The sequence below is a fragment of the Bradyrhizobium acaciae genome (assembly GCF_020889785.1).
GTDB lineage: Bacteria > Pseudomonadota > Alphaproteobacteria > Rhizobiales > Xanthobacteraceae > Bradyrhizobium > Bradyrhizobium acaciae.
This window is the reverse complement of the sequence record NZ_JACMYK010000025.1, coordinates 20259-43236: the sequence shown is the minus strand read 5'-3', so window position 1 is coordinate 43236 and position 22978 is coordinate 20259. Positions and strand designations below refer to the sequence as shown.

Below are 22978 nucleotides of genomic sequence, written 5' to 3'. Positions count from 1 at the left end.
CTTGCAGTTGGAACCTGCCCTCCAGTTTGGAAACCACTTCCCTTGTGGTCCACCGTTCTTGCTGCAATTTTCATCGCCTCATTTTTGGTAGCAACCAAATGCGGTCAGCATTGTTGCAGTCGCTAACCGGCGCCGCGAAAAACAGTCCGCCAACCACAAGCAGTGCGCTCCGAAGGCCTCCCAATCTCCCAACCGAAAGAGAGCTGATGATTGACAGATCCGACACCCGCGGCACCGTGCGGAAACATCAGGGAATACTGAGAATATCCGCGGTTGGCGTCGCGGGATTGCTGTCTATCCTGATGCTGACGGCGGTAGCGCCGCCGATCATCGCAGATCAATCCGATCGCGCCGTGATCAACGCACCCGTTACGCTTCTGACGGCCCCAATCAGTGGCGAAATCGATCTGTTGACCGCGCTCCCCGGCCGTGACGTCCACGATGGCGACACGCTGGCGCAAATCAGCAATCCAAGACTTGACCGCGGGACACTCATCTCGTTGCAGGAAAAGGCGTCCGACGCACGGCAGAAGCTCGATGCGACACGCTCAAAATACGACTCGGACGTCAACTATGTTTCGTCTCTCGACGGCGAGCTCGCTGACCAGACAAACCAGCTCAAGGGGCAGTTCCAGTCGCAGATCGAGGAGCTTCGCGCCCGCGTTGCTCAATCCAACGCTGCGACAAGTGAAAAGAAAGCCCTGGTCGACAGACAGACCAACATGGTGACACGCAATGCCGCGAGCATGGACATGCTGAGGCCGACGACCCAGCAATATGCGGCGGCCATGCATGGCGCGGATGCAGAAGTGGCCAAGCTGAATCAAAAGACGGCACAGCTCAACGCTCTGAGCAAGGGCATCTATATCGGCGACGAATTGGTAGCTCTCAATAATCTGGCTCAGAAACGCAGGGACATCGATCTGGACGCCATGCGGATGAAAATCGAGGAAAAGCAGCAAACCGCCGTGCTTGCCGACCTGGAGCAGCTGATCGACGCCGAACAAAAACGGCTGGCGACTTTGGCCGACGCCAAAGTCCTTGCGCGCGGCCAGGGCAAGGTATTGACCGTCGGAGCCGCGATGGGACGGCACGTGAGCGCCGGTGACACCATCAGCTCCGTCATCAACTGTGATAAGCCCTTTATTGTCGCCATCTTCTCCTACCGGCAGGGCCAGAGCATGACGCCCGGCACGCGCGTCCGCATCGACGGGAGTTCGTTGCGATCCGGCGTCGTCACTGCGGTTGTGCCGAAGACCAGCGACAAGACCGATGAACGCTTTGCCGTTCCGTTCCCGCAAACCGAGCGGCGCGAGCTCTACGCCATCATTACCCCGGACGCGGCGAACGACGGCGGACCGGTGCAGCAAGCAGCGACGGCAGAGGCGTCCGCTTGTCCGGTCGGCCAATGGGTGACAGTGACGCGCGAGAATGGCGTAGTCCCCTCGATGTCGGTCACGTGGCGACGGCTCGGCCATTTCGTCGCTTCGTGGATTCGGGACGACGCAGGCACCATCAGCACCGCGCAGAGCACGTCATCGGACGCGGATGCGCGGCGTTCTGGCATCGCTCGTCTGCAGGATGCATTCCGGGCCTCGCAACCGCAGCAGCCAACCGCCGGTGAGAATGGATCGCCCGGAACTCGTGCCCTCGTATCGCGATGAAGTCTGCCATCGTGATGACGCTATGCGCGGTCGTCCTGGGCGCGCCCGCAGCGGGCCACACCGCCCCAACCGCAAACGCTTTCTGCGCTGGGTTGAAAAGGGCCGTCGCCCCGCGCGCAAGCGCGGCCGACGCGGTTTTCATCCGGAGCTATGACCCCGGCACGGATGAATCGATGCTTCCGGCGGGTCTCGCCACGACGGCGTTCGTCTACGACAACGCGCTCGCCGCCATTGCGCTGATTGCCTGCGGCAACGTGTCGGATGCAAGACCGATCGGCAACGCGCTGAGCCGCGCCGTTGCCAAGGATCGCAGCTTCGATGATGGCCGCGTGCGCAATGCCTACCGTGCCGGCGCGCTGAACAAGGTCGTTCCCGATCTGCCCGGCTGGTGGGATGGACATGCCAATATCTGGGCGGAGGACGCGGCGCAGGACGGCAGCTCCACCGGAAACGTGGCCTGGGCCGCATTGGCATTGCTGACGCTGCATCAGGCAACCGGGAATCCACAATATCTCGCCGATGCAAGGCGCCTGATCGATTGGGTGATCGACACAACCGCTTCGCAGGATGGCTTTTACGGCGGCTTCCACGGCTACGATCCGAAGCAGGTCAAGCTCACCTGGATGTCGACCGAGCACAACGCCGACGTTCACGCCGCTGCACGTTGGCTGTTTCGCCTGACTGGCGACCAGAAATACGACGGCGCGGCCGGACAGGCCAAGCGACTGCTCGATCGCGCTTTTCGCGGGGATCATTTCCTGCTTGGGACCAAGCCTGACGGCAGCCTTGCGAACGAAGGTTTGCTCGCGCTCGACGCCCAGCTTTGGCCCTGGATGGCAATCCCTGAATCGCCCCCGGCGTGGAAGAACACGCTCGGTTTCGCGAAAGATCACCTCGGGGTCAATGGCGGCTTTGATTTCAACGGCGATCGCGATGGCCTCTGGGTGGAGGGCACGGCGCAGGCCGCCTTGGCCTACCGGATCGTCGGCGACACACACGAGAGCGATCGGCTTCTGGGTAACCTAAAGGCGGACCAGACGTCATCCGGCCTGCTCAATGCCGCACGCCCGGCGCGACTGACGACGGGATTATCGATCGATCCAACCGGTGGCGATCCCGACTTTTTCTATTACCGCCGCCCGCATCTCGGCGCGACTGCGTGGGCCGCGCTGGCTGAAACGGGCTGGAATCCGTTCACCGGGAAGAGGATACGCTGATGTTTCCGACTGCCGCTGATAATTCATCGATCCTGACCATCGACGTCGGCATTTTGCTCGGCCTTCTGGTCATGGCGCGACTGCTGGAGCCGCTGCGTGCCAGCCACCGCATCCTGTTCGGGGCGACGACGGCGGCCCTTCTGGCCGTTTACACGCTGTGGCGGTGGAACGATACGCTGCCGCCATTTGAGCTGTCGGCGCAAAGTCTTTGGCCGCGGCTCTTCATTGCGTTCGAATCGCTCGCGATCCTGTACACGCTGATCTCGATCGTCATCCTGTTCCGCAGTACCGACCGCACCGCGCAGGCCGACGCCTCACAACAGCTCTTGGCTTCGGAAAATCGCAGTCCGGCCGTCGACATCTTCATCTGCACCTACGATGAACCGCTCGAAATCCTCGAGCGGTCGATCCTGAGCGCACTGGCGCTCGACTATGCCGATGCGACGGTCTGGGTCCTCGATGATACGAGACGCGACTGGCTGCGGGAATATTGCGATCGGGTCGGTGCACGTCACCTGACGCGGCCCGACAACAAGGGCGCCAAGGCGGGCAATCTCAATAACGGGTTGATCGCAACCGCTCGCGTGACCAATGCGCCTGTCATTCTGGTGCTCGATGCGGATTTCGCGCCACGGCAAGACTTCTTGAAGCGCACGATCGGCCTGCTGCTGTCCGATCCGGAGGTGGCGATCGTGCAGACCCCGCAATTTTACTATAACGCTGATCCGATCCAACATAATCTGCTGGCCGAAAAGAGCTGGGTCGACGATCAGCGCTTCTTTTTCGACATCTTTCAACCGGCCAAGGATGCGTGGGGCTGCGCATTCTGCGTCGGCACCTCCTTTGTCGTTCGCCGCGACCGTCTGAATGAGATCAGCGGCTTTCCCGACCAGGCCGTCTCGGAGGATATCAATCTCACCTACACCATGCTGGCGCACGGCTATCGCACAGTCTGGCTCAACGAGCCGCTCAGTTTCGGACTTTCAGCCGAAGGCATTCCGGAATATGTCACTCAGCGAGCTCGCTGGTGCCTCGGCACCATCCAGGTCGCCCTGCTGCGCAACGGACCGCTATTTGGCCGCGGCTTCCGCTTCACCGAGCGCTGGCACTATCTGCACGGCGTGCTGAACTGGCTCTCCAAACCATTCATGGTGCTGCTGTTGATCGCGCCGACAATCTATTGGTTCGGCGGGCTGCCCGCGTTCGAGGCCGACTATCATTCCTTCCTGCGCTACGGCATGCCGGCCCTGCTCGCGCAAATTGTCTACATGAGCTGGATATCGCGCGCGCGGACGCTGCCATTGTTCATGGAGGCGACCCACGCCGTCACCTGCTTTGCGGTGACCGCAACCCTGTTCACTGCCATCTTCAAGCCATTCGGACGCCCCTTCAAAATCACCGACAAGGGAGGCGATCGATCCGCGCCGCGCGTTCAGTGGAAGCTCGCCGCCATCTTTGGGTTGATCGCGGCAAGCTCTGCCGCCAGCATCATATGGGAGTTCATCTCCCCGTACGCCGCCGACGAGATATCCTCTCTCGATTTCTTCAACCTGTTGTGGGCGGCCATCGCGATGCTGATCGCCTTCATCGCGTTTCTGGTCTGCTTCGAAGTGCCGCGTTCCAGTCACATGTTCGAGACGGACGAGCTTGTCTGGCTCGCCGACGAAGGAAAAATCCTTTCGTGCCGCCTGCTCGCAATATCGCCATCCTCGGTGCGGCTCGTGGGCGGGGCTGGCGAGACGCTCGAGCTTGCCGGCTGGCGCTATAAAATTCACCTGGAGGGGCTGGGATGGATCGACGTTTCCATGGTCTCGCGCTCCGGCCACACGGTGCTGGCGCGCCTTGAGCCGAGCGCCGAACAGCATCAGCGCCTGGTGGTGCGGCTCTTCAGCGCGTCTCAAGATAACATTGCCGGCGTCGCCAGTCTTCGCGGCGCTCTGGCGGGATTGCTGCGCCGCGGGTTTATCGGCGTTTAGCGCCGATCGGGTGGCCGTCGGCCCTAGATGCTTCCGTGTCTGGGCGCATCGCGGCCGAGCCGCCGGTCCAGCCAATCGTTGGCCCGGGTCCTGTTGGCCTCCTTCCGGGACGCCTGGACCGGAAAGATGTCGCCGGCGTGCAGCGGCCGGTCATCGGGATACGCCGCCAGTTGCAGGTTCGATTCATGTGCGGCGCCGTCCACCGGTGAGATGTAGGCAAACCGGATCTCGATCTTGTGCTTGATGTCATAGCCCTGCCATTTCGGATGGTTGCGCACCAGAAGCTCAGTCAGTTCGCACGGCAGGAGATCGGACGCCGAGCTCCGATTTCCTTCCGTCTTTTCCATGTAGCATTGCTCTTTGACGCTGCTGACGCGCGCGTCGATCGGACGGAAGTTCACCCGCTTGTCGAGCTCGATGTAGGCATAGAGGCCCGCGACGCCGATGGCGATGATCCCGTAGAGGCCAAGCCGCATCGTTGAACTCCGATCCTTCCGAACCGCCGCGACGATCAGACCATGCGGGTCTTGTCAGCCTTGGTCTTGGAGGCCAGCACCGGAAACACGTCGCCGGCGCGCAGCGGCTTGCCGTTGGGGAAGTAGGACATCTCCAGGCTCGACTGATGCGAGATGCCATCGACCGGCGAGACGTAGACCACACGCACCTCGATTTTGTGCCTCAGGTCATAGCCGTGCCACTTGGGATGCTCCTTGCGCAGCAGCTCCGCGACTTCGCAGCGGGTCAGGTCGGAGGTCCACGTCGTCTTGGTGATGACACCGCGCTCGACCTTCTCCAGATAGCATTGGTCGTTGACGGCGCTGATGCGTGCATCGACACGCTGATAATTCGTACCCTTGTCGTATTGATCGTAGATCGCGATGCCGGCGGCGCCGACGGCAACAAGTGCAAAGACTGCTAAACGCATGCTTCGTGCTCCCGCAATGGCCGCACTTCATACGGCCACAATTAAGGAGTGTTGAAAGCGCATTCAGCCACTTATGCGATGGCAAGGTTTGTCTTGCCGAAATGTCTTGAATTTGAGGAAATCCGGCGCTAGTGCGCGCGAGTGACCGGGAAATCATAGGCCGCTCCGCCCGCCCCCGGCAGCGAGAAGTGCCACCATTCCTTGGAATAGTTCGCGAACCCCTGCCGGGCCATCGCCGCAACCAGCCGGTTGCGCCAGCGCTTCTGCGTCGGCGTGATCGAGCCGGAAGCTGTGTGGCCCTTCGCGTCCGAGCAGTCATAGCCGGTGCCCATGTCGACGCTGCCCTCCGGAGCACGTGCCGCTGCCGGAGCAGTGCAGTCGGCATAGTCCTTGGCTGGATCGAACTTGCCCGAATTGTCGGCGGTCAGGTCGACCAGGGTGACATCGAGCGCAGCGCCGGTCGAATGGCCGGAATGGGTGGCGATGTAGCCGAGGCGGAACAGATCCACCTTTGAGAAGGCCGGGTTGTAGCGCCGCTCGGCGGCGGTCTCCTTGCCGTTCCTCGACCACGCCACCATGTCCGCGACCGCGCGGGCCGGCCGGTAGCAATCGAACATCTTCAGCGACAGCTTTTGCCGGGCCAGATCCTGCTGCACGGCCTTGAGCCGAAGCCCGACGTCCCGCTTCACCACGCATTCCGCCGCGCCATAGCCCGCGATCGGCCGGCCCATGAAATTGTTCGAGCTGGCGTAGCGGATGTCCTGGATGATGGTCGGGTCGATGTCGCGCAGGAACGCGAAGTCGCCGGGAAGCTTCTGAGCGAAGGCAGGCGAAACCAGGCCAATGACGGCGGCACCGATCACGACAATTTTCATGGGTTCTCGCCCCGGCGTCATCGCCGGGTCTATCCCGGCCATCCACGTCTTGTTCCGGAAACGCCCGCAAAAGCAAGGCGCGGATGCCCGGGACAAGCCGGGCATGACGCAGCATATCTTACTCGGGGAAAACTCCTCCGAGCCCTCTTCGCGCTTGCCCCACCGGCCGTCCGCGCCTATAGCTCTCGCTTTAATGACCCCATCATTAAAATCGACTTTTGTCCTCGGCCACCGGCATCTGCTAGGCATCGAGGGCCTTTCCGCCGACGACATCACCGGTCTGCTCGACCTCTCCGAGGAGTATGTCGAGCTCAACCGCCAGGTCGACAAGAAACGCGCCAGTCTGCGCGGCCGCACCCAGGTCAACCTGTTCTTCGAGGCCTCGACCCGGACCCAGTCCTCGTTCGAGATCGCCGGAAAACGCCTGGGCGCCGACGTCATGAACATGTCGGTGTCATCGATGTCGACCCGCAAGGGCGAGACCTTGATGGATACCGCGGTGACGCTGAACGCGATGCACCCGGACATCCTGGTGGTGCGCCACCATGCCTCCGGCGCGGTCGAGCTGCTGGCGCGCAAGGTTGACGGTTCCGTGATCAATGCCGGCGACGGCGCCCACGAGCACCCGACCCAGGCGCTGCTCGATGCGCTGACCATCCGCCGCAACAAGGGCCGGATCGAGGGGCTGACGATCGCGATCTGCGGCGACGTGCTGCATTCGCGGGTGGCGCGCTCGAACATCTTCCTGCTCAACACCATGGGCGCCCGCGTCCGCGTTGTGGCCCCCTCCACCTTGCTGCCGCCGGGCATCGAGCGGATGGGCGTCGAGGTCGCGCGCGACATGCGCGAGGGGCTGAACGGCGCCGACATCGTGATGATGCTGCGGTTGCAGCGCGAGCGCATGAACGGCTCGTTCGTGCCGTCGTCGGGCGAATATTTCCACTATTTCGGCCTCGACCAGAAGAAGCTCGGTTACGCCAAGCCCGATGCGCTGGTGATGCATCCGGGCCCGATGAACCGCGGTGTCGAGATCGACACCTTCGTTGCCGACGGCGCGCAATCGCTGATCCGTGAACAAGTCGAAATGGGTGTGGCGGTGCGCATGGCAGTGCTCGAAGCGCTCGCCCGCAACCTGCCGAACGCGTGACGCCATGCTGATTGACCGCCGCCCCATCCTCCTCGCCAACGCCCGCGTCATCGATCCCTCCCGCGACTTCGATGGTCCGGGCGATGTCCTGATCGCCGAAGGCGTGATCCGCGACACCAAGCGCGGCATCGGCGCCGCCGGCGTTCCCGAAGGCACCGACATCGTCAACTGCGCCGGCAAGATCGTGGCCCCCGGCCTGATCGACATGCGCGCCTTCGTCGGCGAACCCGGCGCCAGTCATCGCGAGACCTTTGCCTCCGCCAGCCAGGCGGCTGCCGCCGGCGGCATCACCACCATCATCTGTCAGCCCGACACCTCGCCGGTGATCGACAATTCCGCGACCGTCGACTTCGTGCTGCGCCGCGCCCGCGACACCGCGATCGTCAATATCCACCCGATGGCGGCGTTGACCAAGGGCATGCAGGGCCAGGAGATGACCGAGATCGGCCTGTTGAAGGCCGCCGGCGCCGTCGCCTTCACCGACGGCGACCGCAGCGTCACCAACGCCCAGGTGATGCGGCGGGCGCTGACCTACGCCCGCGATTTCGACGCGCTGATCGTGCATCACACCGAGGACCCGCACCTGGTGGGCGAAGGCGTGATGAACGAAGGCGAGTTCGCGACCCGGCTCGGCCTTGCCGGCATTCCGACCGCCGCGGAGTCGATCATGCTCGAGCGCGACATGCGGCTCGCGGGCCTTACCGGCGGGCGCTATCACGCGGCGTCGCTGACCTCGACCGAGTCGCTTGATATCCTCAAGCGCGCCCGCGATAGCGGCTACAATGTCTCGGCCTCGGTTTCGATCAACCACGTGACGCTGAACGAGAACGACATCGGCCCCTACCGCACCTTCCTCAAGCTGGCGCCGCCGCTGCGCACCGAGGAGGACCGCAAGGCGCTGGTCGCGGCGCTGGCCTCCGGGCTGATCGACGTGGTGATGAGCGATCACAATCCGCAGGACGTCGAGGTCAAGCGGCTGCCGTTCGCGGAAGCGGCGAGCGGCGCGGTCGGCCTGCAGACCATGCTGCCGGCGGCGCTCAGGCTGATCCACAATGGTGAGATGGAGTTCAAGACGCTGATCCGGGCGATGTCGACCCGGCCGGCCGAACTGCTCGGCCTGCCCGGCGGCACGCTGCGTGCGGGTGCGCCGGCCGACGTGATCGTGATCGACGCCGACACGCCCTGGGTGCTCGACCGCGACGATCTCAAGTCACTGTGCAAGAATACGCCGTTCGACGACGCCCGCTTCTCGGGTCGCGTGACGCGGACCATCGTCGGCGGACGCACCGTGTACGAGCACGTCTAAATCGGGGTGGAACCTAGCGCGACGCGAGTTGCGACATCGCTTCCATCGTCGTCCCGACGACGATGGCTGCGACGTAAACCACAAAGAAAAGCTGCTCCAGCCGCCTGCGAACAGAAGCCATGATAAGCTCCCTCATTTTCAAGCGCATGGTGCGGATCGATGGTTAATATTTCATTGACGGAATTGTCCAAAATGGACCGGACCGACCGTCCAGGGAGCCACCGCGATGTCCGCTGACGCGTTGCTGCTGATCGCCTTCCTGATCGGCTATCTCCTGGGCTCGATCCCGTTCGGCATGATCCTCACCAGGCTCGCCGGCACCCAGGATCTGCGCACGGTCGGCTCGGGCAATATCGGCGCCACCAACGTCCTGCGCACCGGCCACAAGGGCCTCGCCGCGGCGACGCTGCTCGGCGACATGCTCAAGGGCACGGTCGCCGTCATCATCGCGGGCACCATCGACGGCCCGAACGCCGCGATGCTGGCGGCGCTGGGCGCGTTTCTCGGCCACCTCTTCCCGGTCTGGCTCAAGTTTCGCGGCGGCAAGGGCGTCGCGACCTATATCGGCGTGCTGCTCGGCCTGTTCTGGCCGGCGGCGCTGATCTTTGCCGTGATCTGGCTCGGCACCGCATACACGACGCGCTACTCATCGCTGTCGGCGCTGATCGCCGCGTTCGTGACGCCGCTGTTCCTGTGGTGGTTCGGCCACAACGCGCTCGCCTCGCTGTTCGCTGTGCTGACGCTGCTGCTGTTCTACATGCACCGCGAGAACATCAAGCGCCTGCAGGCCGGCACCGAAGGCAAGATCGGCGAGAGGAAGTAGCCCACGCTGTCATTCCGGGGCTCGCGAAGCGGGAACCCGGAATCCATCGGGCCGCGGGTGTCGTTGTGAAATGGATTCCGGGTTCGATGCTTCGCATCGCCCTCAGGTGCGCAATTGCGCACCGGGGAATGACGAGGACCTATCGCCCCAGCGCATCCTCGACAAAACTCGCCGCCGCAAGCGCCTTCGCATCATCGCCAAAGCCCGCGATCACGGTCACGCCGACCGGCAAACCGCCCTCGGCAGTCAGCGTCGGCACATTGACGCAGGGCACGCCCATCAGGGTCCAGAGCCGATTGTAACGGGGATCGCCGGTCGACGCCAAGCCTTCAGGCGCAGCCCCCGGCGCCGACAGCGTCAGCAGCACATCGACCTCGGCAAGGATCGCGGCCAGCGCCTGCCGCGCGCGCAGCGTGACGTCCATCGCCGCGTCATACTCGGCCGGCGTGCCGCCCTTGCTCTCGTCGAGCCGGCCGCGCAGCAGCGGCGGCATCGCGTCGTAGTGCTCGGCAAGTTCCCAGGCGAACGACTGGTGCGCCTCGAACTCCTGCACCACCGGATGGATCCGCCAGGCTTCGGCGACGATCTCGGGCACCGCGATCTCGCGCACGGTTGCGCCCGCCTGCTCCGCGGCACGCGCGGCCGTCTGCAATGCCGCCGCGCCGGATGGCTCTGGCGCGCCGGCGAAGGCCTGCGTCACCACGCCGATGCGTGGCACAGCGGTCTTCGACGGCACGACCATTTCGGGCCGCCTGGTCATCGCAGCGAGCCCCAGCGCGACATCGCGCACGCCGGCGCCGAACAACCCCACGGTATCGAGCGTCCAGGAGAAGCACTTCACGCCGACAGTCGGCAGCAGCCGGTAGCTCGGCTTGATCGCGGCGACGCCGCAGAACGAGGCCGGCCGGATCACCGAGCCGCCGGTCTGCGTACCCAATGCCAGCGGGATCATTCCGGCGGCGACCGCGGCGGCCGAGCCGGACGACGATCCGCCCGGCGTGTGAGCGTGATTGCGCGGATTGAGCGTCGGCGTCGGATCGTTCGCCGCGAACGCCGTCGTCGTGGTCTTGCCGATGATGGTCGCGCCGGCCTGCCTCAGCGCCATCACGACAGGCGCATCGGCGCGCGGCTGGTGTCCGCGATAGATCGCGGCGCCCATCTCGGTCGGGAAATCGGCGGTGTCGATGATGTCCTTGATCCCGACCGCAATCCCACGCAGCGGCCCGGCTTGCTGCGCACGCGCGCTCTCGTCGAGGCTGACAAAGGCGCCGATGGTCTTTTCCTGCGCCGCGATGGCATCCCGCGTCTGCGTGATGGCGGCGTCGACGGACAATTCGCCGGACTCGATGCGGCGTTGCAGATCGGCAAGTGAGATCATCGCGGACTTCCTGTTTCTTCGAGGCTTCTTGGCGGCTTCCTGGCCAAGCGCTTGTAGCGCGTCGCGCACGGCTGCGCCAATGTCGCAGTTGATCGCAATCTCAGGTTGGGCGAAGCTGTACCCCCATGCATGACCGCTCGCCCAGCCCGACAAAACTCACCGACACCGAACGGCTCAACCGCCTGCGGCTGATCCGCTCCGACAATGTCGGTCCGCGCACCTTTGCATCGCTGCTCCGCCATTTTGGCGATGCGGCGCACGCGCTGGAGCGCCTGCCCGATCTCGCGCGCCGCGGCGGCGCATCCGGACCTGGGCGCATCTGCAGCGAGGCCGACGCAGCTGCGGAGCTCGCGGCCTGTAACAGGTTCGGCATCGATCTCGTCGCGCCGGAGGAAGCGCATTATCCGGCGCGGCTCGCCACCATCGACGACGCGCCGCCGCTGCTTGCCGTGCGCGGCGCGCGCGACGCCCTGATGCGCCCGATGATAGCAATCGTCGGCTCCCGCAATGCTTCCGGCGCGGGACTGAAATTTGCCGGACAACTGGCACGCGATCTCGGCGACGCCGGCTTCATCGTGATCTCCGGCCTTGCCCGCGGCATCGACCAGGCCGCGCATCGCGCCACCGTTGCCAGCGGCACGGTCGCCGTGCTGGCCGGCGGCCACGACCGGATCTACCCGCCGGAGCACGAGGATCTGCTCGCCGCCCTGCTCGAACAGGGCGCGGCGATCTCGGAGATGCCGCTCGGCCACGTGCCGCGGGCGCGTGACTTTCCCCGCCGCAACCGGCTGATCTCGGGCGCATCGCTCGGCGTCGTGGTCGTCGAAGCGGCGCATCGTTCCGGCTCGCTGATCACGGCGCGGATGGCGGCCGAACAGGGCCGCGAGGTGTTCGCGGTGCCGGGCTCGCCGATTGATCCGCGCGCCGCCGGCGCCAACGATTTGATCAAGCAAGGCGCCACGCTGGTCACCGAAGCCGCCGACGTCATCAACGCTGTGACGCCGATCATGGAGCGGCCGGTCATGCTCGGCGCGCGCGAAGACGACGAGCCGCTGGATTTTGCCACCGATGGCGGCGATCGCGCCCGCATCATCAATCTGCTTGGGCCGAGCCCGATCAGCCTCGACGATCTGATCCGGATGGCCGACGTCTCGCCTGCGATTGTCCGTGCCGTGCTGCTCGAGCTCGAGCTCGCCGGCAAGCTCGAGCGTCACGGCGGCGGACAGGTGTCGATGATTTAGCCGCGCGAATAAAAGGCTCACGCCGCTCTGTCACCGTCATCCCCGCGCAAAGGCTTTGCCTATGTCGCTGGAGGTGCGAGCCTTGCGGCGCAATTGCGCCGCTGGGCGAGCCTCGAAGGATGCACGGCCCGGCTGGTGGCCGTGCACCCTTCAAGACCGCCTGCTACGCAGGCTCTCAGGATGACGGTTCAACAAAGCGCGGGTGACGGATGACATTCACTCCGCATTTCGCGCATCAAAATCGCTTCGCGCACCCTCGATCTCCGGCAGATGCGTGAACGCCCACTGGCCGAGCGCCTTCACCGGCTCCGCCAGCCCGCGGCCAAGTTCGGTCAGCTCATAGTCGACCCGCGGCGGGATAGTCGGGAACACCGTGCGGGTCACCAGCCCGTCACGCTCCAGGCCGCGCAGCGTGAGCGTCAGCATCCGCTGCGAGATGCCGTTGATCATGCGCTTCAATTCGTTGAACCGCTTCGGCCCATCGATCAGCATCATGATCACGAACACACTCCATTTGTCGCCGACCCGCGCCAGCACGGAGGCGACCGCGCGGCAATCACTGTGGTCGGGACTGGGCCGCGGCGGCGGGCCGGTTACATCAATGTTCTCAGGTCTCATTGGTGTGCTCGGGTTTCAAAAATGTGCGTTCTTGCGGAGATTTAGGACGGTCACTCATATAGCGCCAGTTACAAACCTATACCGAAGGTGACCCCAGCCATGAAACTTCTGCACATCGATTCCTCGGTCCTCGGCCCCCACTCCGTCAGCCGCCAGGTCTCTGCCGCCGCCGTCGAGCGGCTGCGCCAAGCCAATCCCGGCCTCATCGTGAGCTACCGCGACCTCACCCAGACCCCGCTTGCCCACCTCTCCGGCCTGCACCTTGCCGCCAGCCAGGGCGCGGCCCCGGACCCGTCGGTGCGTGATGACATTGCGACCGGCCAGGCCGTGCTGGACGAGTTCCTCGCCGCCGACATCGTCGTGATCGGCGCTCCCATGTACAATTTCACCATCCCGTCCCAGCTCAAGGCCTGGATCGATCGCATCATGGTCGCAGGCAAGACCTTCAAATACGGCGCCGGCGGCGTCGAAGGACTGGCCGGCAACAAGCGCGTCATCATCGCCATCTCGCGCGGCGGCTATTACGGCGCCGACACGCCGATGGCGGCGCTCGAGCATCTTGAGACCTATCTGCGCGGGGTGTTCGGCTTCATCGGCGTCAGGAATGTCGAGTTCATCCCGGCCGACGGCGTCCAGGTCGGCCCTGAGCATCGCGAGAAAGCAGTCGCGGGCGCGCTACAGGTCGCCGGCAGCCTGAACGCGGCCTAGTTCCAGAACCGCTGTCGTCACCCGCGAAAGCGAAAGCGGTGACCCGGTATTTCAAACGCGGCGTAGTGACACGCCGCCGCGGCGTACTGCATACCCCGCATACGCGGGGTATGACAGTTGTTGGGGCGGAGCAATCTCTGGAACCAGGCGGGGCGCATCATGCACGGGCTTACCCCGCGCATCATCCATCGATGGAACTCAGAACCACACGCCTTGAATGCCGCAGATGACGGCAACCAGCGAAATCAACAAACCAATTCCAGAAAACAGCGCGACTACTACAAATTGTTCCGAGTCTGAATTCTCGGATGACGACGAAACCGGGACCGGCGTCGAAATGCGGGCTGCTTTCGGCATGAAGAAACTCCAAAATGATTCCGTGGTGAAAAAAATCCCCGCCCATTCGGGAGTCCGGGGAGTACGCCAAAGGTTCAATACGCGTGATGATAGTCGCGGACAAAATCGGCCGGTGTGAAGCGCTTCACACCGGCCGTTCGTTACAATGAGAAACAATGTAGCGCGTCTTCGAGCGAAGAGCTCGTTCCGGCTTATCTGGCGCCGAAAGGCTCTAGCCGCGATAGATCGGCGCGCCGGCGGGCGACGCCGTCGCACCGCCGTCGATGAACAGTTCCTGCCCCTGCACATGCGCAGCATCATCGGACGCCAGGAACAACACGGTCTTCGAGATATGATCGGGTTCACCGATCCGCCCGAGCGGCGTAGTCTTGCCGATCCGCTGCTCGAACGCCTTTTCGGCCTCGGGCGTTGCGATCGCCGCGCCCCAGATCGGCGTACGTACAGCGCCCGGCGCCACCACGTTGACGCGGATCCCGCGCGGCGACAGTTCTGATGCCATCACGCGCGCCATCGCACGCACGCCGGCCTTGCTCGCGGCGTAGGCCGAGTAACCGGGATTGCCGAGCACCGAAATCACCGAGCCGTTGAGAATGACCGAAGCGCCGTCGTTGAGATAGGGCGCGACCGCCTGCACGGTGAAGAACACGCCGGTGAGATTGGTGCGGATCACGTTTTCGAATGCGGCGAGCGTAGTGCCGCCGACCGGCGTCTGGCCGGGAATGCCGGCATTGGCGAACAGCACGTCGTATTTGCCGAACTTCTCCGCCCCCTGCTTCACCGCGGCTTCCAGCGCCGCGACGTCGGTGGCGTCGGCCACCACGGCGAGTGCGTTCGGCCCGAGCTCCTTGGCCGCCGCCGCAAGCGTCTCCTTGTTGCGTCCGGTGATGACGACCTTGGCGCCCTCGGCCACGAACAGCTTTGCTGTCGCAAGGCCGATGCCGCTGTTGCCGCCGGTGATCAACGCCGTCTTGTTTGCCAGTCTCATGTCCGCCTCCAGTTGGTTGCATTATTAAACTTCGTTGCCTACCTAGGGCAAGAGGTTTAATATTGCAACCACACAAGGCCGTGATGGCCCAAATTCCTGGAGATGCGTGGTGAAGAGAACCAGCCTTGCAGGCGACAGCTGCCCGGTGGCGCGCGCGCTCGACGTGTTCGGCGACTGGTGGTCGCTCCTGATCATCCGCGACGCCAGCCTCGGCCGCCGCCGCTTCGGCGAATTCCAGGCAAGCCTCGGGCTTGCCAAGAACATCCTGACCACGCGGCTGCGCGCGCTGGTCGAGCGCGGCATTCTGAAGACGGTCCCCGCCTCCGACGGCAGCGCCTATCGGGAATATGTGCTGACGCCGAAGGGCCACGGCATCTTTCCGATCCTGGTCGCGCTGCGGCAATGGACCGAGGAGTTCGACGAGCACCCGGACGAGATCGCGACCATCATGTCGACCGCGACAAGGGCAGGCCGGTGAAGAAGCTCGCGCTCTATTCGCAGGACGGACGCGTGCTGGGTGCGGCCGACACGACGCTGAAACTGCGGCCTGCGCGCAAGGCAAGCCGGCGCGCGTCGGCGTAGCACTATCCGCCGTCATTCCCCCGGTGCGCGATTGCGCACCGGGGAATGACGATGCGACACGACGTTTTCGCAGGAACGACGTGGGAAACGAGTCGTGCCCGGCGACCCAAGTCTTCACGACAGCTTCCGCCGGCTGCGCGCGCGCAACTGTTCGTCGGCTTCCAGCCGGGCCATCGCGAGCAGATGGTCGAGAACTTCGAATTTGTGGCGCTGGGCGAGTTTGGCGAGTTCGGTCGCGGCCGCTGCGATCAGGACCAGGGCGTCATCCGGGCTGCCCTCCCCACCTGCCTCATCGCCCTCCGGCCGCCGCCGGTCGGACGGCTTGCGCTTCCGGCCGCCCCCTGTACTGCTCAAAAGGCCTAATCCGATTCCCACCCTATATATAAAGAGATACGCCGTTTCCGGCCGCAACTCTAGGACGTATTTTTCAACCCTTGGGATAGGAACTCCACAGCTTGGGCTCTCCCTTCAATATCTGGCTATTTGACACCGACCGCCCCAGCACCCATGTTCGCCCCGACACGGCAGGTCGCGAGTCTAGCGGAACCCGCCTTCAGGTTTTCCCGTAAGCTATTGGAATGACATGAATATCGTCATTGTGGAGTCGCCGGCCAAGGCCAAGACGATTAACAAATATCTCGGGTCCTCGTACGAGGTCCTGGCGTCGTTCGGCCATGTTCGCGACCTCCCGGCCAAGAACGGTTCCGTCGATCCGGACGCCAATTTCCAGATGATCTGGGAAGTCGATGCCAAGGCCGCGAGCCGGCTGAACGACATCGCCAAGGCGCTCAAGGGTGCCGACCGCCTGATTCTCGCAACCGACCCTGATCGCGAGGGCGAAGCGATCTCCTGGCATGTGCTGGAGGTGATGAAGGAGAAGCGCGCGCTGAAGGACCAGAAGGTCGAGCGCGTGGTGTTCAACGCCATCACCAAGCAGGCCGTCACCGATGCCATGAGGGCGCCGCGCCAGATCGACGGCGCGCTGGTCGACGCCTATATGGCGCGCCGCGCGCTGGATTATCTGGTCGGTTTCACCCTCTCGCCGGTGCTGTGGCGCAAGCTGCCCGGCGCCCGCTCCGCCGGCCGCGTGCAGTCGGTCGCGCTGCGGCTGGTCTGCGACCGCGAGCTCGAGATCGAGAAGTTCGTGCCGAGGGAATACTGGTCGCTGGTCGCGACGCTGCTGACGCCGCGCGGCGAGGCCTTCGAAGCGCGGCTGGTCGGCGCCGACGGCAAGAAGATCGCCCGCCTCGACATCGGCTCCGGCGCGGAAGCCGAGGATTTCAAGAAGGCGATCGAGGCCGCCCTCTTCAAGGTTGCAACCGTCGAGGCCAAGCCGGCGCGGCGCAATCCGCAGGCGCCCTTCACCACCTCGACTTTGCAACAGGAAGCGAGCCGCAAGCTGGGCTTTGCGCCAGCGCACACCATGCGCATCGCGCAGCGGCTGTATGAAGGTATCGACATCGGCGGCGAGACCACCGGTCTGATCACCTATATGCGAACCGACGGCGTGCAGATCGATCCGTCAGCGATCACGCAGGCGCGCAAGGTGATCGGCGAGGATTACGGCAACGCCTATGTGCCGGACGCACCGCGCCAGTACCAGGCCAAGGCCAAGAACGCGCAGGAAGCCCACGAAGCGATCCGCCCGACCGATCTGTCGCGCCGTCCGGCCACCATCGGCCGAAGGCTCGATGCCGATCAGGCGCGGCTCTACGAATTGATCTGGAAGCGCACCATTGCGAGCCAGATGGAATCCGCTGAACTCGAACGCACCACCGTCGACATCGAGGCCAAGGCCGGCGCCCGCGTACTGGAGCTGCGCGCCTCCGGACAGGTCGTCAAGTTCGACGGCTTCCTCGCGCTCTACCAGGAAAGCCGTGACGACGAGGAGGACGAGGATTCGCGCCGCCTGCCCGCGATGAGCGAAGGCGAGGCCGTGAAGCGCCAGAGCCTTGCCGTCAACCAGCATTTCACCGAGCCACCGCCGCGCTTCTCGGAAGCATCGTTGGTGAAGCGGATGGAAGAACTCGGCATCGGCCGTCCCTCGACCTACGCCTCGATCCTGCAGGTCTTGAAGGACCGCGGCTACGTCAAGCTGGAGAAGAAGCGGCTGCACGGCGAGGACAAGGGCCGCGTCGTAGTCGCGTTCCTCGAAAACTTCTTCTCGCGCTACGTCGAATACGACTTCACCGCCGATCTCGAGGAACAGCTCGATCGCGTCTCCAACAACGAGATCTCCTGGCAGCAGGTACTGAAGGACTTCTGGAGCGGCTTCACCGGTGCGGTGAACGACATCAAGGATCTGCGCGTCTCCGAGGTGCTCGATGTCCTCGACGAGATGCTGGGCCCGCATATCTATCCGCCGCGCGCGGACGGCGGCGATCCCAGGCAGTGCCCGACCTGCGGCACCGGCAAGCTCAATCTGAAGGCCGGCAAGTTCGGCGCCTTCGTCGGCTGCTCGAACTATCCGGAATGCCGCTACACAAGGCCGCTCGCGGCCGACAGCGCTGAAAGCGCCGACCGCGTTCTCGGCACCGATCCCGACACCGGGTTCGACGTCACGGTGAAGGCCGGCCGCTTCGGTCCCTATATCCAGCTCGGCGAGCAGAAGGATTACGCCGAGGGCGAGAAGCCGAAGCGCGCGGGCATTCCGAAGGGCACCTCGCCCGCCGATGTCGATCTCGAACTGGCGCTGAAGCTGTTGTCGCTGCCGCGCGAGATCGGCAAGCACCCGGAGACGGGAGAACCGATCGTCGCCGGCCTCGGCCGGTTCGGGCCGTTCGTGAAGCACGAGAAGACCTATGCCAGCCTCGAGGCCGGCGACGAGGTCTTCGATATCGGATTGAACCGCGCCGTCACGCTGATCGCGGAGAAGATCGCGAAGGGTCCGAGCGGCCGCCGCTTCGGCGCCGATCCCGGCAAGCCGCTCGGCGATCATCCGACGCTCGGCGCGGTCGCGCTGAAGAACGGCCGCTACGGTGCCTATGTCGCGGCGGGTGGCGTCAACGCGACGATCCCGAGCGACCGCACGCCCGACGAGGTCACGCTCGCGGAAGCGATCGCGCTGATCGACGAACGCGCGGCCAAGGGCGGCGGCAAGAAGGCCAAGAAGGCGAAGGCGGAGAAGCCCGCCAAGGCCGCAAAAGCCAAGGCCGAGAAGACCGAGGCTGACGCCGAGGCCAAGCCCGCCAAGAAGGCCGCCTCGAAGAAGGCAGCCGCGAAACCCAAATCGGATGCGACCAGCAAGGCGCGCGCGCCGGTCGCCTCTGGCGCCAAGACCACGGCGGCAAAGTCGGCGGCACCTGGGAAAGCGCCCGCGAAGAAAAGCGCCGGCAAGGCACGAGGATAAGTGAAACGAAAACCCGACCATGGCTTTCCGGGCCGGGACGCCATCGTCGCCTTCATCCGCGCCAATCCAGGCAAGGTCGGCACCCGCGAGATCGCGCGCCAGTTCGGCCTGAAGAACGACGACCGCATCGAGCTGAAGCGGATCCTCCGCGAGCTCGCCGACGACGGCACAGTTGCAAAACGCGGCCGCAAGATCCACGAGCCGGCGGCGCTGCCGCCGACCGTGCTCGCCGACATCACCGGCCGCGACAGCGACGGCGAGTTGATCGCAACGCCCGCCGAGTGGGACACCGAAGAGAACGGCACCGCTCCCAAAATCCGCATCGAGACGCCGCGGCAGCCGAAGCCCGGCACCACGGCGGGCGTCGGCGACCGCGCGCTGCTGCGCGTGGAAGTAACCGGCGAGCACGACGGCACGCCCTATCGCGGCCGCGTCATCAAGGTGATCGATCACGGGCGCACGCGCATCCTCGGCATCTTTCGCCGCAATCCTGACGGCGGCGGGCGCCTGGTCCCGGTCGACAAGAAGCAGGCCGGCCGCGAGCTCAATATCGCCAAGCCAGATACCGGCGGCGCCCAGGACGGCGACCTGATCAGCGTCGACCTGATCCGCACCCGCAGCTTTGGGCTCGCCTCCGCCCGCGTCAAGGAGCGGCTCGGCTCGATCGCGAGCGAGAAGGCGATCAGCTTGATCGCGATCAACACCCACGACATTCCGCAGGTGTTTTCGTCCTCCGCGCTTCGCGAAGCCGAAGACGCCAAGCCTGCGACCTTGCAGGGCCGCGAGGACTGGCGCGACGTGCCGCTCGTCACCATCGACCCGCCTGACGCCAAGGACCACGACGACGCCGTGCATGCGGAAGTCGATCCTGATCCGAACAACAAGGGCGGCTTCATCGTCCATGTCGCGATCGCCGACGTCGCCTTCTATGTGCGGCCCGGCTCGGCGCTCGACCGCGACGCGCTCCAGCGCGGCAACTCGGTGTATTTCCCTGATCGCGTCGTGCCGATGCTGCCCGAGCGCATCTCCAACAATCTCTGCTCGCTGGTGCCGGGCGAGCCGCGCGGCGCGCTCGCGGTGCGCATGGTGATCGGCGCCGACGGCCGCAAGCGCTCGCACACGTTCCATCGCGTGCTGATGCGCTCGGCTGCAAAACTCGCTTACGCGCAGGCGCAGGCCGCGATCGACGGCAGGCCCGACGACACGACAGGTCCCCTGCTCGATCCGATTCTGAGGCCGCTGTGGTCGGCCTATGAGCTGGTCAAGCTCGCACGCAACGAACGCGACCCGCTCGATCTCGATCTGCCCGAGCGCAAGATCCTGCTGAAGGGCGACGGCACCGTCGATCGGGTGATCGTGCCGCAGCGGCTCGATGCGCACCGGCTGATCGAGGAATTCATGATCCTCGCCAACGTCGCCGCGGCCGAGATGCTCGAGAAGAAGGCGCTGCCGCTGATCTACCGCGTGCATGACGAGCCGAGCCAGGAGAAGGTCCACAACCTCCAGGAATTCCTGAAGACGCTCGACCTGCCCTTTACCAAGCAGGGCGCGCTGCGGCCTGCGCAATTCAACCGCGTGCTGGCGCAAGTCTCGGGCGAGGATTACGAGCCGCTGGTCAACGAGGTGGTGCTGCGTTCGCAGGCGCAGGCCGAATACTCCGCCGAGAACTACGGCCATTTCGGCCTCAACCTGCGCCGCTACGCGCACTTCACCTCGCCGATCCGCCGCTACGCCGATCTGATCGTGCATCGCGCGCTGATCCGCGCGCTCGGCCTCGGAGAAGGCGCCTTGCCGACGGATGAGAGCGTGGAGACGCTGGCCGAGGTCGCCGCGCAGATTTCCGTCACCGAGCGCCGCGCGATGAAGGCGGAGCGCGAGACCACCGACCGGCTGATCGCGCATTTCCTCGCCGACAAGGTCGGCGCCTCGTTCCAGGGCCGCATTTCCGGCGTGACGCGCGCCGGCCTGTTCGTGAAGCTCGACGACACCGGCGCCGACGGCCTGATCCCGATCCGCACCATCGGCAGCGAATATTTCAACTACGACGAAACCCGCCACGCGCTGATCGGGACGCGCAGCGGCACCATGTATCGGCTCGGCGACGTCGTCGACGTGCGGCTGGTCGAGGCAGCTCCTGTGGCGGGCGCGCTACGATTTGAGCTATTATCCGACGGTCAGACAATTCCGCGCGGCAGAACACGCGACGGCTCACGGCCTGAGCGTCGCGCGGCGGGATTTGGCAAGGGACACAGCAAGGGACCCGGTAAGGGCTCCGGCAAGAAGGCGCATAAGGAACGGAAGGCGCGCAACAAGAAGGACCGCAAGCCGGCGAAGCAGAAATCCGGCAAATCGAAGCGAGGCAAGTCATGGATGTGAAGTCATGGACGTGACACCGCCGACGGTGGTCTGGACTCGCGACGCGACCGAGCCCGAGAAGCGCGACGTGTGGAGCGCGATGAGGCGCGGGTTCCGCGGCCGTTGTCCGCGTTGCGGAAAAGGCAAACTGTTCCGCAAGTTTCTCAAATGCGACGGGCATTGCCCGGTCTGCGATCTCGACTTCACGCCGCATCGCGCCGACGATCTGCCCGCCTATCTCGTCATCGTCATTGTCGGCCATATCGTGGTACCGACCGCGCTCTGGATCGAGACCGACTATTCGCCGCCGGTGTGGCTGCAGCTTGCGATCTATCTGCCGCTCACGCTGTTCGCATCGCTCGCATTGTTGCAGCCGGTGAAAGGAGCCGTGATCGGCTTGCAATGGGCCCTGCGCATGCATGGCTTTGACGAGAATCCCCCTAGCGACATCCCGCCGGTCTAGCTAAACCGGACCACAAGAAGAAATGAAAGGGATGAAATGACTGAAGCCGTCGCACCCGCCGCCGTCGTCCACCAGGGCGAAAAAGAAGCCGATCATCACGCGTATTTCCGGCCGAAGGATGCCGCGACGCTGATCCTGATCGATCGCTCCGGCGCCAAGCCGAAGGTGCTGGTCGGCAAGCGCCACGACAAGGTGGTGTTCATGCCGGGCAAATTCGTCTTCCCCGGCGGCCGCGTCGACAAGGCCGACAACCGCGTGCCGGTCGCAGCCCCAATCACGCCGGAGCTCGAAGCCAATCTCCTGAAGGGCAGCCCGAAGATCACGCCCGGCCGCGCACGCGCGCTCGCCAACGCGGCGATCCGCGAAGCCTGCGAAGAGACCGGGCTCTGCCTCGGCCGCAAGGTCGAGAAGTCGCAGAAGCTCGACGGTCCCTGGGCGCCGTTCGCCGACGCCGGTCTGTTGCCCGATCCGTCCGGGCTGTTCCTGATCGCGCGCGCGATCACCCCGCCCGGCCGCGTCCGCCGCTTCGACACCCGCTTCTTCACTGCGGACGCCTCGACGATCGCGCATCGCGTTGAAGGCGTGGTGCATGCCGATGCCGAACTGGTCGAGCTCGTCTGGGTCGAGATCGGCTCCGAGCCGCTCGCCGACGCGCATGCCATGACCAAGAACGTGCTCGCCGAGCTCGACCGCCGTCTCGCCACCGGCCCGCTCCGCCACGACGCATCGGTGCCGTTCTTCCATTTCTATGGTGGCAAGATGCACAAGGACGTGTTGGGGGCGTGAGGAGCGCACACCGTCAATTGTCATTCCGGGGCGCGCCTCTTGGCGCGAGCCCGGAATCCATCGAGCCGCACAACGGTTGAAGAATGGATTCCCGGTTCGTCGCTGCGCGCCGCCCCGGAATGACGATGCTGAGACAACCAGCAAAAACAAAATAATCTTCCCAATGGCGCGCCGCGAAACGCCTCCCTATCTGATCCGCTAACGACATCAAGAACGGAACGGG

General features: G+C 64.7%; 20 protein-coding genes and 1 pseudogene. 13 read left to right on the top strand and 8 right to left on the bottom strand.

Annotated features, from left to right (window positions below; all coding sequences use genetic code 11):
* Nucleotides 1-206 precede the first annotated feature (206 nt).
* The 3 genes from H8A92_RS13355 to H8A92_RS13345 are packed head-to-tail and all read left to right on the top strand — an operon-like array spanning nucleotide 207 to nucleotide 4857.
* Entirely contained in the window at nucleotides 207-1664 is a 1458-nt protein-coding gene (locus tag H8A92_RS13355) for an HlyD family secretion protein (RefSeq protein WP_229196243.1), read from the top strand.
* Nucleotides 1665-1678: 14 nt separating this feature from the next.
* Nucleotides 1679-2881 carry a hypothetical protein gene (locus H8A92_RS13350; protein WP_420831320.1) on the top strand — a complete coding sequence of 401 codons (1203 nt, stop codon included), beginning with the start codon at nucleotides 1679-1681 and terminating at the stop codon, nucleotides 2879-2881.
* Entirely contained in the window at nucleotides 2881-4857 is a 1977-nt protein-coding gene (locus H8A92_RS13345; protein ID WP_229196240.1) for a glycosyltransferase family 2 protein, read from the top strand. The genes H8A92_RS13350 and H8A92_RS13345 overlap by 1 nt, the downstream gene beginning before the upstream one ends.
* 23 nt (nucleotides 4858-4880) lie before the next feature.
* Here H8A92_RS13345 and H8A92_RS13340 read toward each other — a convergent pair whose 3' ends face one another.
* The 3 genes from H8A92_RS13340 to H8A92_RS13330 form a co-directional block, all read right to left on the bottom strand.
* Nucleotides 4881-5333 (bottom strand): hypothetical protein, encoded by a 453-nt coding sequence (locus tag H8A92_RS13340; RefSeq protein ID WP_229196239.1) that lies wholly within the window; start codon nucleotides 5331-5333, stop codon nucleotides 4881-4883.
* Nucleotides 5334-5368: 35 nt separating this feature from the next.
* A complete protein-coding gene (locus H8A92_RS13335; RefSeq protein WP_229196237.1) occupies nucleotides 5369-5782 on the bottom strand; it encodes a hypothetical protein in 414 nt (137 codons plus the stop codon).
* Between the two features lie 128 nt (nucleotides 5783-5910).
* Nucleotides 5911-6657 carry a M15 family metallopeptidase gene (locus H8A92_RS13330; RefSeq protein ID WP_229196236.1) on the bottom strand — a complete coding sequence of 249 codons (747 nt, stop codon included), beginning with the start codon at nucleotides 6655-6657 and terminating at the stop codon, nucleotides 5911-5913.
* 193 nt (nucleotides 6658-6850) lie between these two features.
* On the opposite strand from H8A92_RS13330, the gene H8A92_RS13325 reads away from it, so the two are divergent.
* The 3 genes from H8A92_RS13325 (at nucleotide 6851) to plsY (ending at nucleotide 9933) form a co-directional block, all read left to right on the top strand.
* Entirely contained in the window at nucleotides 6851-7804 is a 954-nt protein-coding gene (locus H8A92_RS13325; RefSeq protein WP_194461022.1) for an aspartate carbamoyltransferase catalytic subunit, read from the top strand.
* Between the two features lie 4 nt (nucleotides 7805-7808).
* Nucleotides 7809-9110, top strand: coding sequence for a dihydroorotase (locus tag H8A92_RS13320; protein ID WP_229196235.1), 1302 nt, complete (start codon nucleotides 7809-7811; stop codon nucleotides 9108-9110).
* Nucleotides 9111-9336: 226 nt separating this feature from the next.
* A complete protein-coding gene (plsY, locus tag H8A92_RS13315; protein ID WP_229196234.1) occupies nucleotides 9337-9933 on the top strand; it encodes a glycerol-3-phosphate 1-O-acyltransferase PlsY in 597 nt (198 codons plus the stop codon).
* A gap of 139 nt (nucleotides 9934-10072) precedes the next feature.
* Here the strand turns inward: plsY and H8A92_RS13310 are convergent, their stop codons facing one another.
* Complete coding sequence (locus H8A92_RS13310; RefSeq protein ID WP_229196233.1) at nucleotides 10073-11311, bottom strand: amidase; 1239 nt, start codon at nucleotides 11309-11311, stop codon at nucleotides 10073-10075.
* Nucleotides 11312-11436: 125 nt separating this feature from the next.
* Here H8A92_RS13310 and dprA point away from each other — a divergent pair, with 125 nt between their 5' ends.
* Nucleotides 11437-12552 (top strand): DNA-processing protein DprA, encoded by a 1116-nt coding sequence (gene dprA, locus H8A92_RS13305; protein WP_229196232.1) that lies wholly within the window; start codon nucleotides 11437-11439, stop codon nucleotides 12550-12552.
* A gap of 216 nt (nucleotides 12553-12768) precedes the next feature.
* Here dprA and H8A92_RS13300 read toward each other — a convergent pair whose 3' ends face one another.
* Nucleotides 12769-13170 carry a winged helix-turn-helix transcriptional regulator gene (locus H8A92_RS13300; RefSeq protein ID WP_229196231.1) on the bottom strand — a complete coding sequence of 134 codons (402 nt, stop codon included), beginning with the start codon at nucleotides 13168-13170 and terminating at the stop codon, nucleotides 12769-12771.
* Nucleotides 13171-13269: 99 nt separating this feature from the next.
* Between H8A92_RS13300 and H8A92_RS13295 the strand changes: the two genes are divergently transcribed.
* On the top strand, nucleotides 13270-13878 hold the full coding sequence (locus H8A92_RS13295; RefSeq protein WP_229196230.1) for an FMN-dependent NADH-azoreductase: 609 nt from the start codon (nucleotides 13270-13272) through the stop codon (nucleotides 13876-13878).
* Between the two features lie 198 nt (nucleotides 13879-14076).
* Here the strand turns inward: H8A92_RS13295 and H8A92_RS13290 are convergent, their stop codons facing one another.
* Together H8A92_RS13290 and H8A92_RS13285 are read right to left on the bottom strand one after the other, a co-directional pair.
* Complete coding sequence (locus H8A92_RS13290; RefSeq protein WP_229196228.1) at nucleotides 14077-14235, bottom strand: hypothetical protein; 159 nt, start codon at nucleotides 14233-14235, stop codon at nucleotides 14077-14079.
* Nucleotides 14236-14446: 211 nt separating this feature from the next.
* The gene (locus H8A92_RS13285; RefSeq protein ID WP_229196227.1) at nucleotides 14447-15220 is read right to left on the bottom strand and encodes a glucose 1-dehydrogenase; all 774 of its coding nucleotides are present in this window, start codon (nucleotides 15218-15220) and stop codon (nucleotides 14447-14449) included.
* A gap of 106 nt (nucleotides 15221-15326) precedes the next feature.
* Here H8A92_RS13285 and H8A92_RS13280 point away from each other — a divergent pair.
* A pseudogene (locus H8A92_RS13280) lies at nucleotides 15327-15802 on the top strand (winged helix-turn-helix transcriptional regulator).
* 114 nt (nucleotides 15803-15916) lie between these two features.
* Here the strand turns inward: H8A92_RS13280 and H8A92_RS13275 are convergent.
* On the bottom strand, nucleotides 15917-16156 hold the full coding sequence (locus H8A92_RS13275; protein ID WP_229196226.1) for a hypothetical protein: 240 nt from the start codon (nucleotides 16154-16156) through the stop codon (nucleotides 15917-15919).
* A gap of 229 nt (nucleotides 16157-16385) precedes the next feature.
* On the opposite strand from H8A92_RS13275, the gene topA reads away from it, so the two are divergent.
* Genes topA through H8A92_RS13255 form a run of 4 tightly spaced genes read left to right on the top strand, consistent with a single transcriptional unit; the run spans nucleotide 16386 to nucleotide 22755 of the window.
* Nucleotides 16386-19151 carry a type I DNA topoisomerase gene (topA, locus tag H8A92_RS13270; protein ID WP_229196225.1) on the top strand — a complete coding sequence of 922 codons (2766 nt, stop codon included), beginning with the start codon at nucleotides 16386-16388 and terminating at the stop codon, nucleotides 19149-19151.
* The gene (rnr, locus tag H8A92_RS13265) at nucleotides 19152-21527 is read left to right on the top strand and encodes a ribonuclease R (protein WP_229196224.1); all 2376 of its coding nucleotides are present in this window, start codon (nucleotides 19152-19154) and stop codon (nucleotides 21525-21527) included. It begins immediately after the preceding gene.
* A 4-nt stretch (nucleotides 21528-21531) separates the two neighbouring features.
* Nucleotides 21532-21969 (top strand): DUF983 domain-containing protein, encoded by a 438-nt coding sequence (locus H8A92_RS13260; RefSeq protein ID WP_229196223.1) that lies wholly within the window; start codon nucleotides 21532-21534, stop codon nucleotides 21967-21969.
* 36 nt (nucleotides 21970-22005) lie between these two features.
* Nucleotides 22006-22755: an NUDIX hydrolase gene (locus tag H8A92_RS13255; protein ID WP_229196222.1), complete on the top strand. Its 750-nt coding sequence runs from the start codon at nucleotides 22006-22008 to the stop codon at nucleotides 22753-22755.
* The last annotated feature ends 223 nt before the right edge of the window (nucleotides 22756-22978 follow it).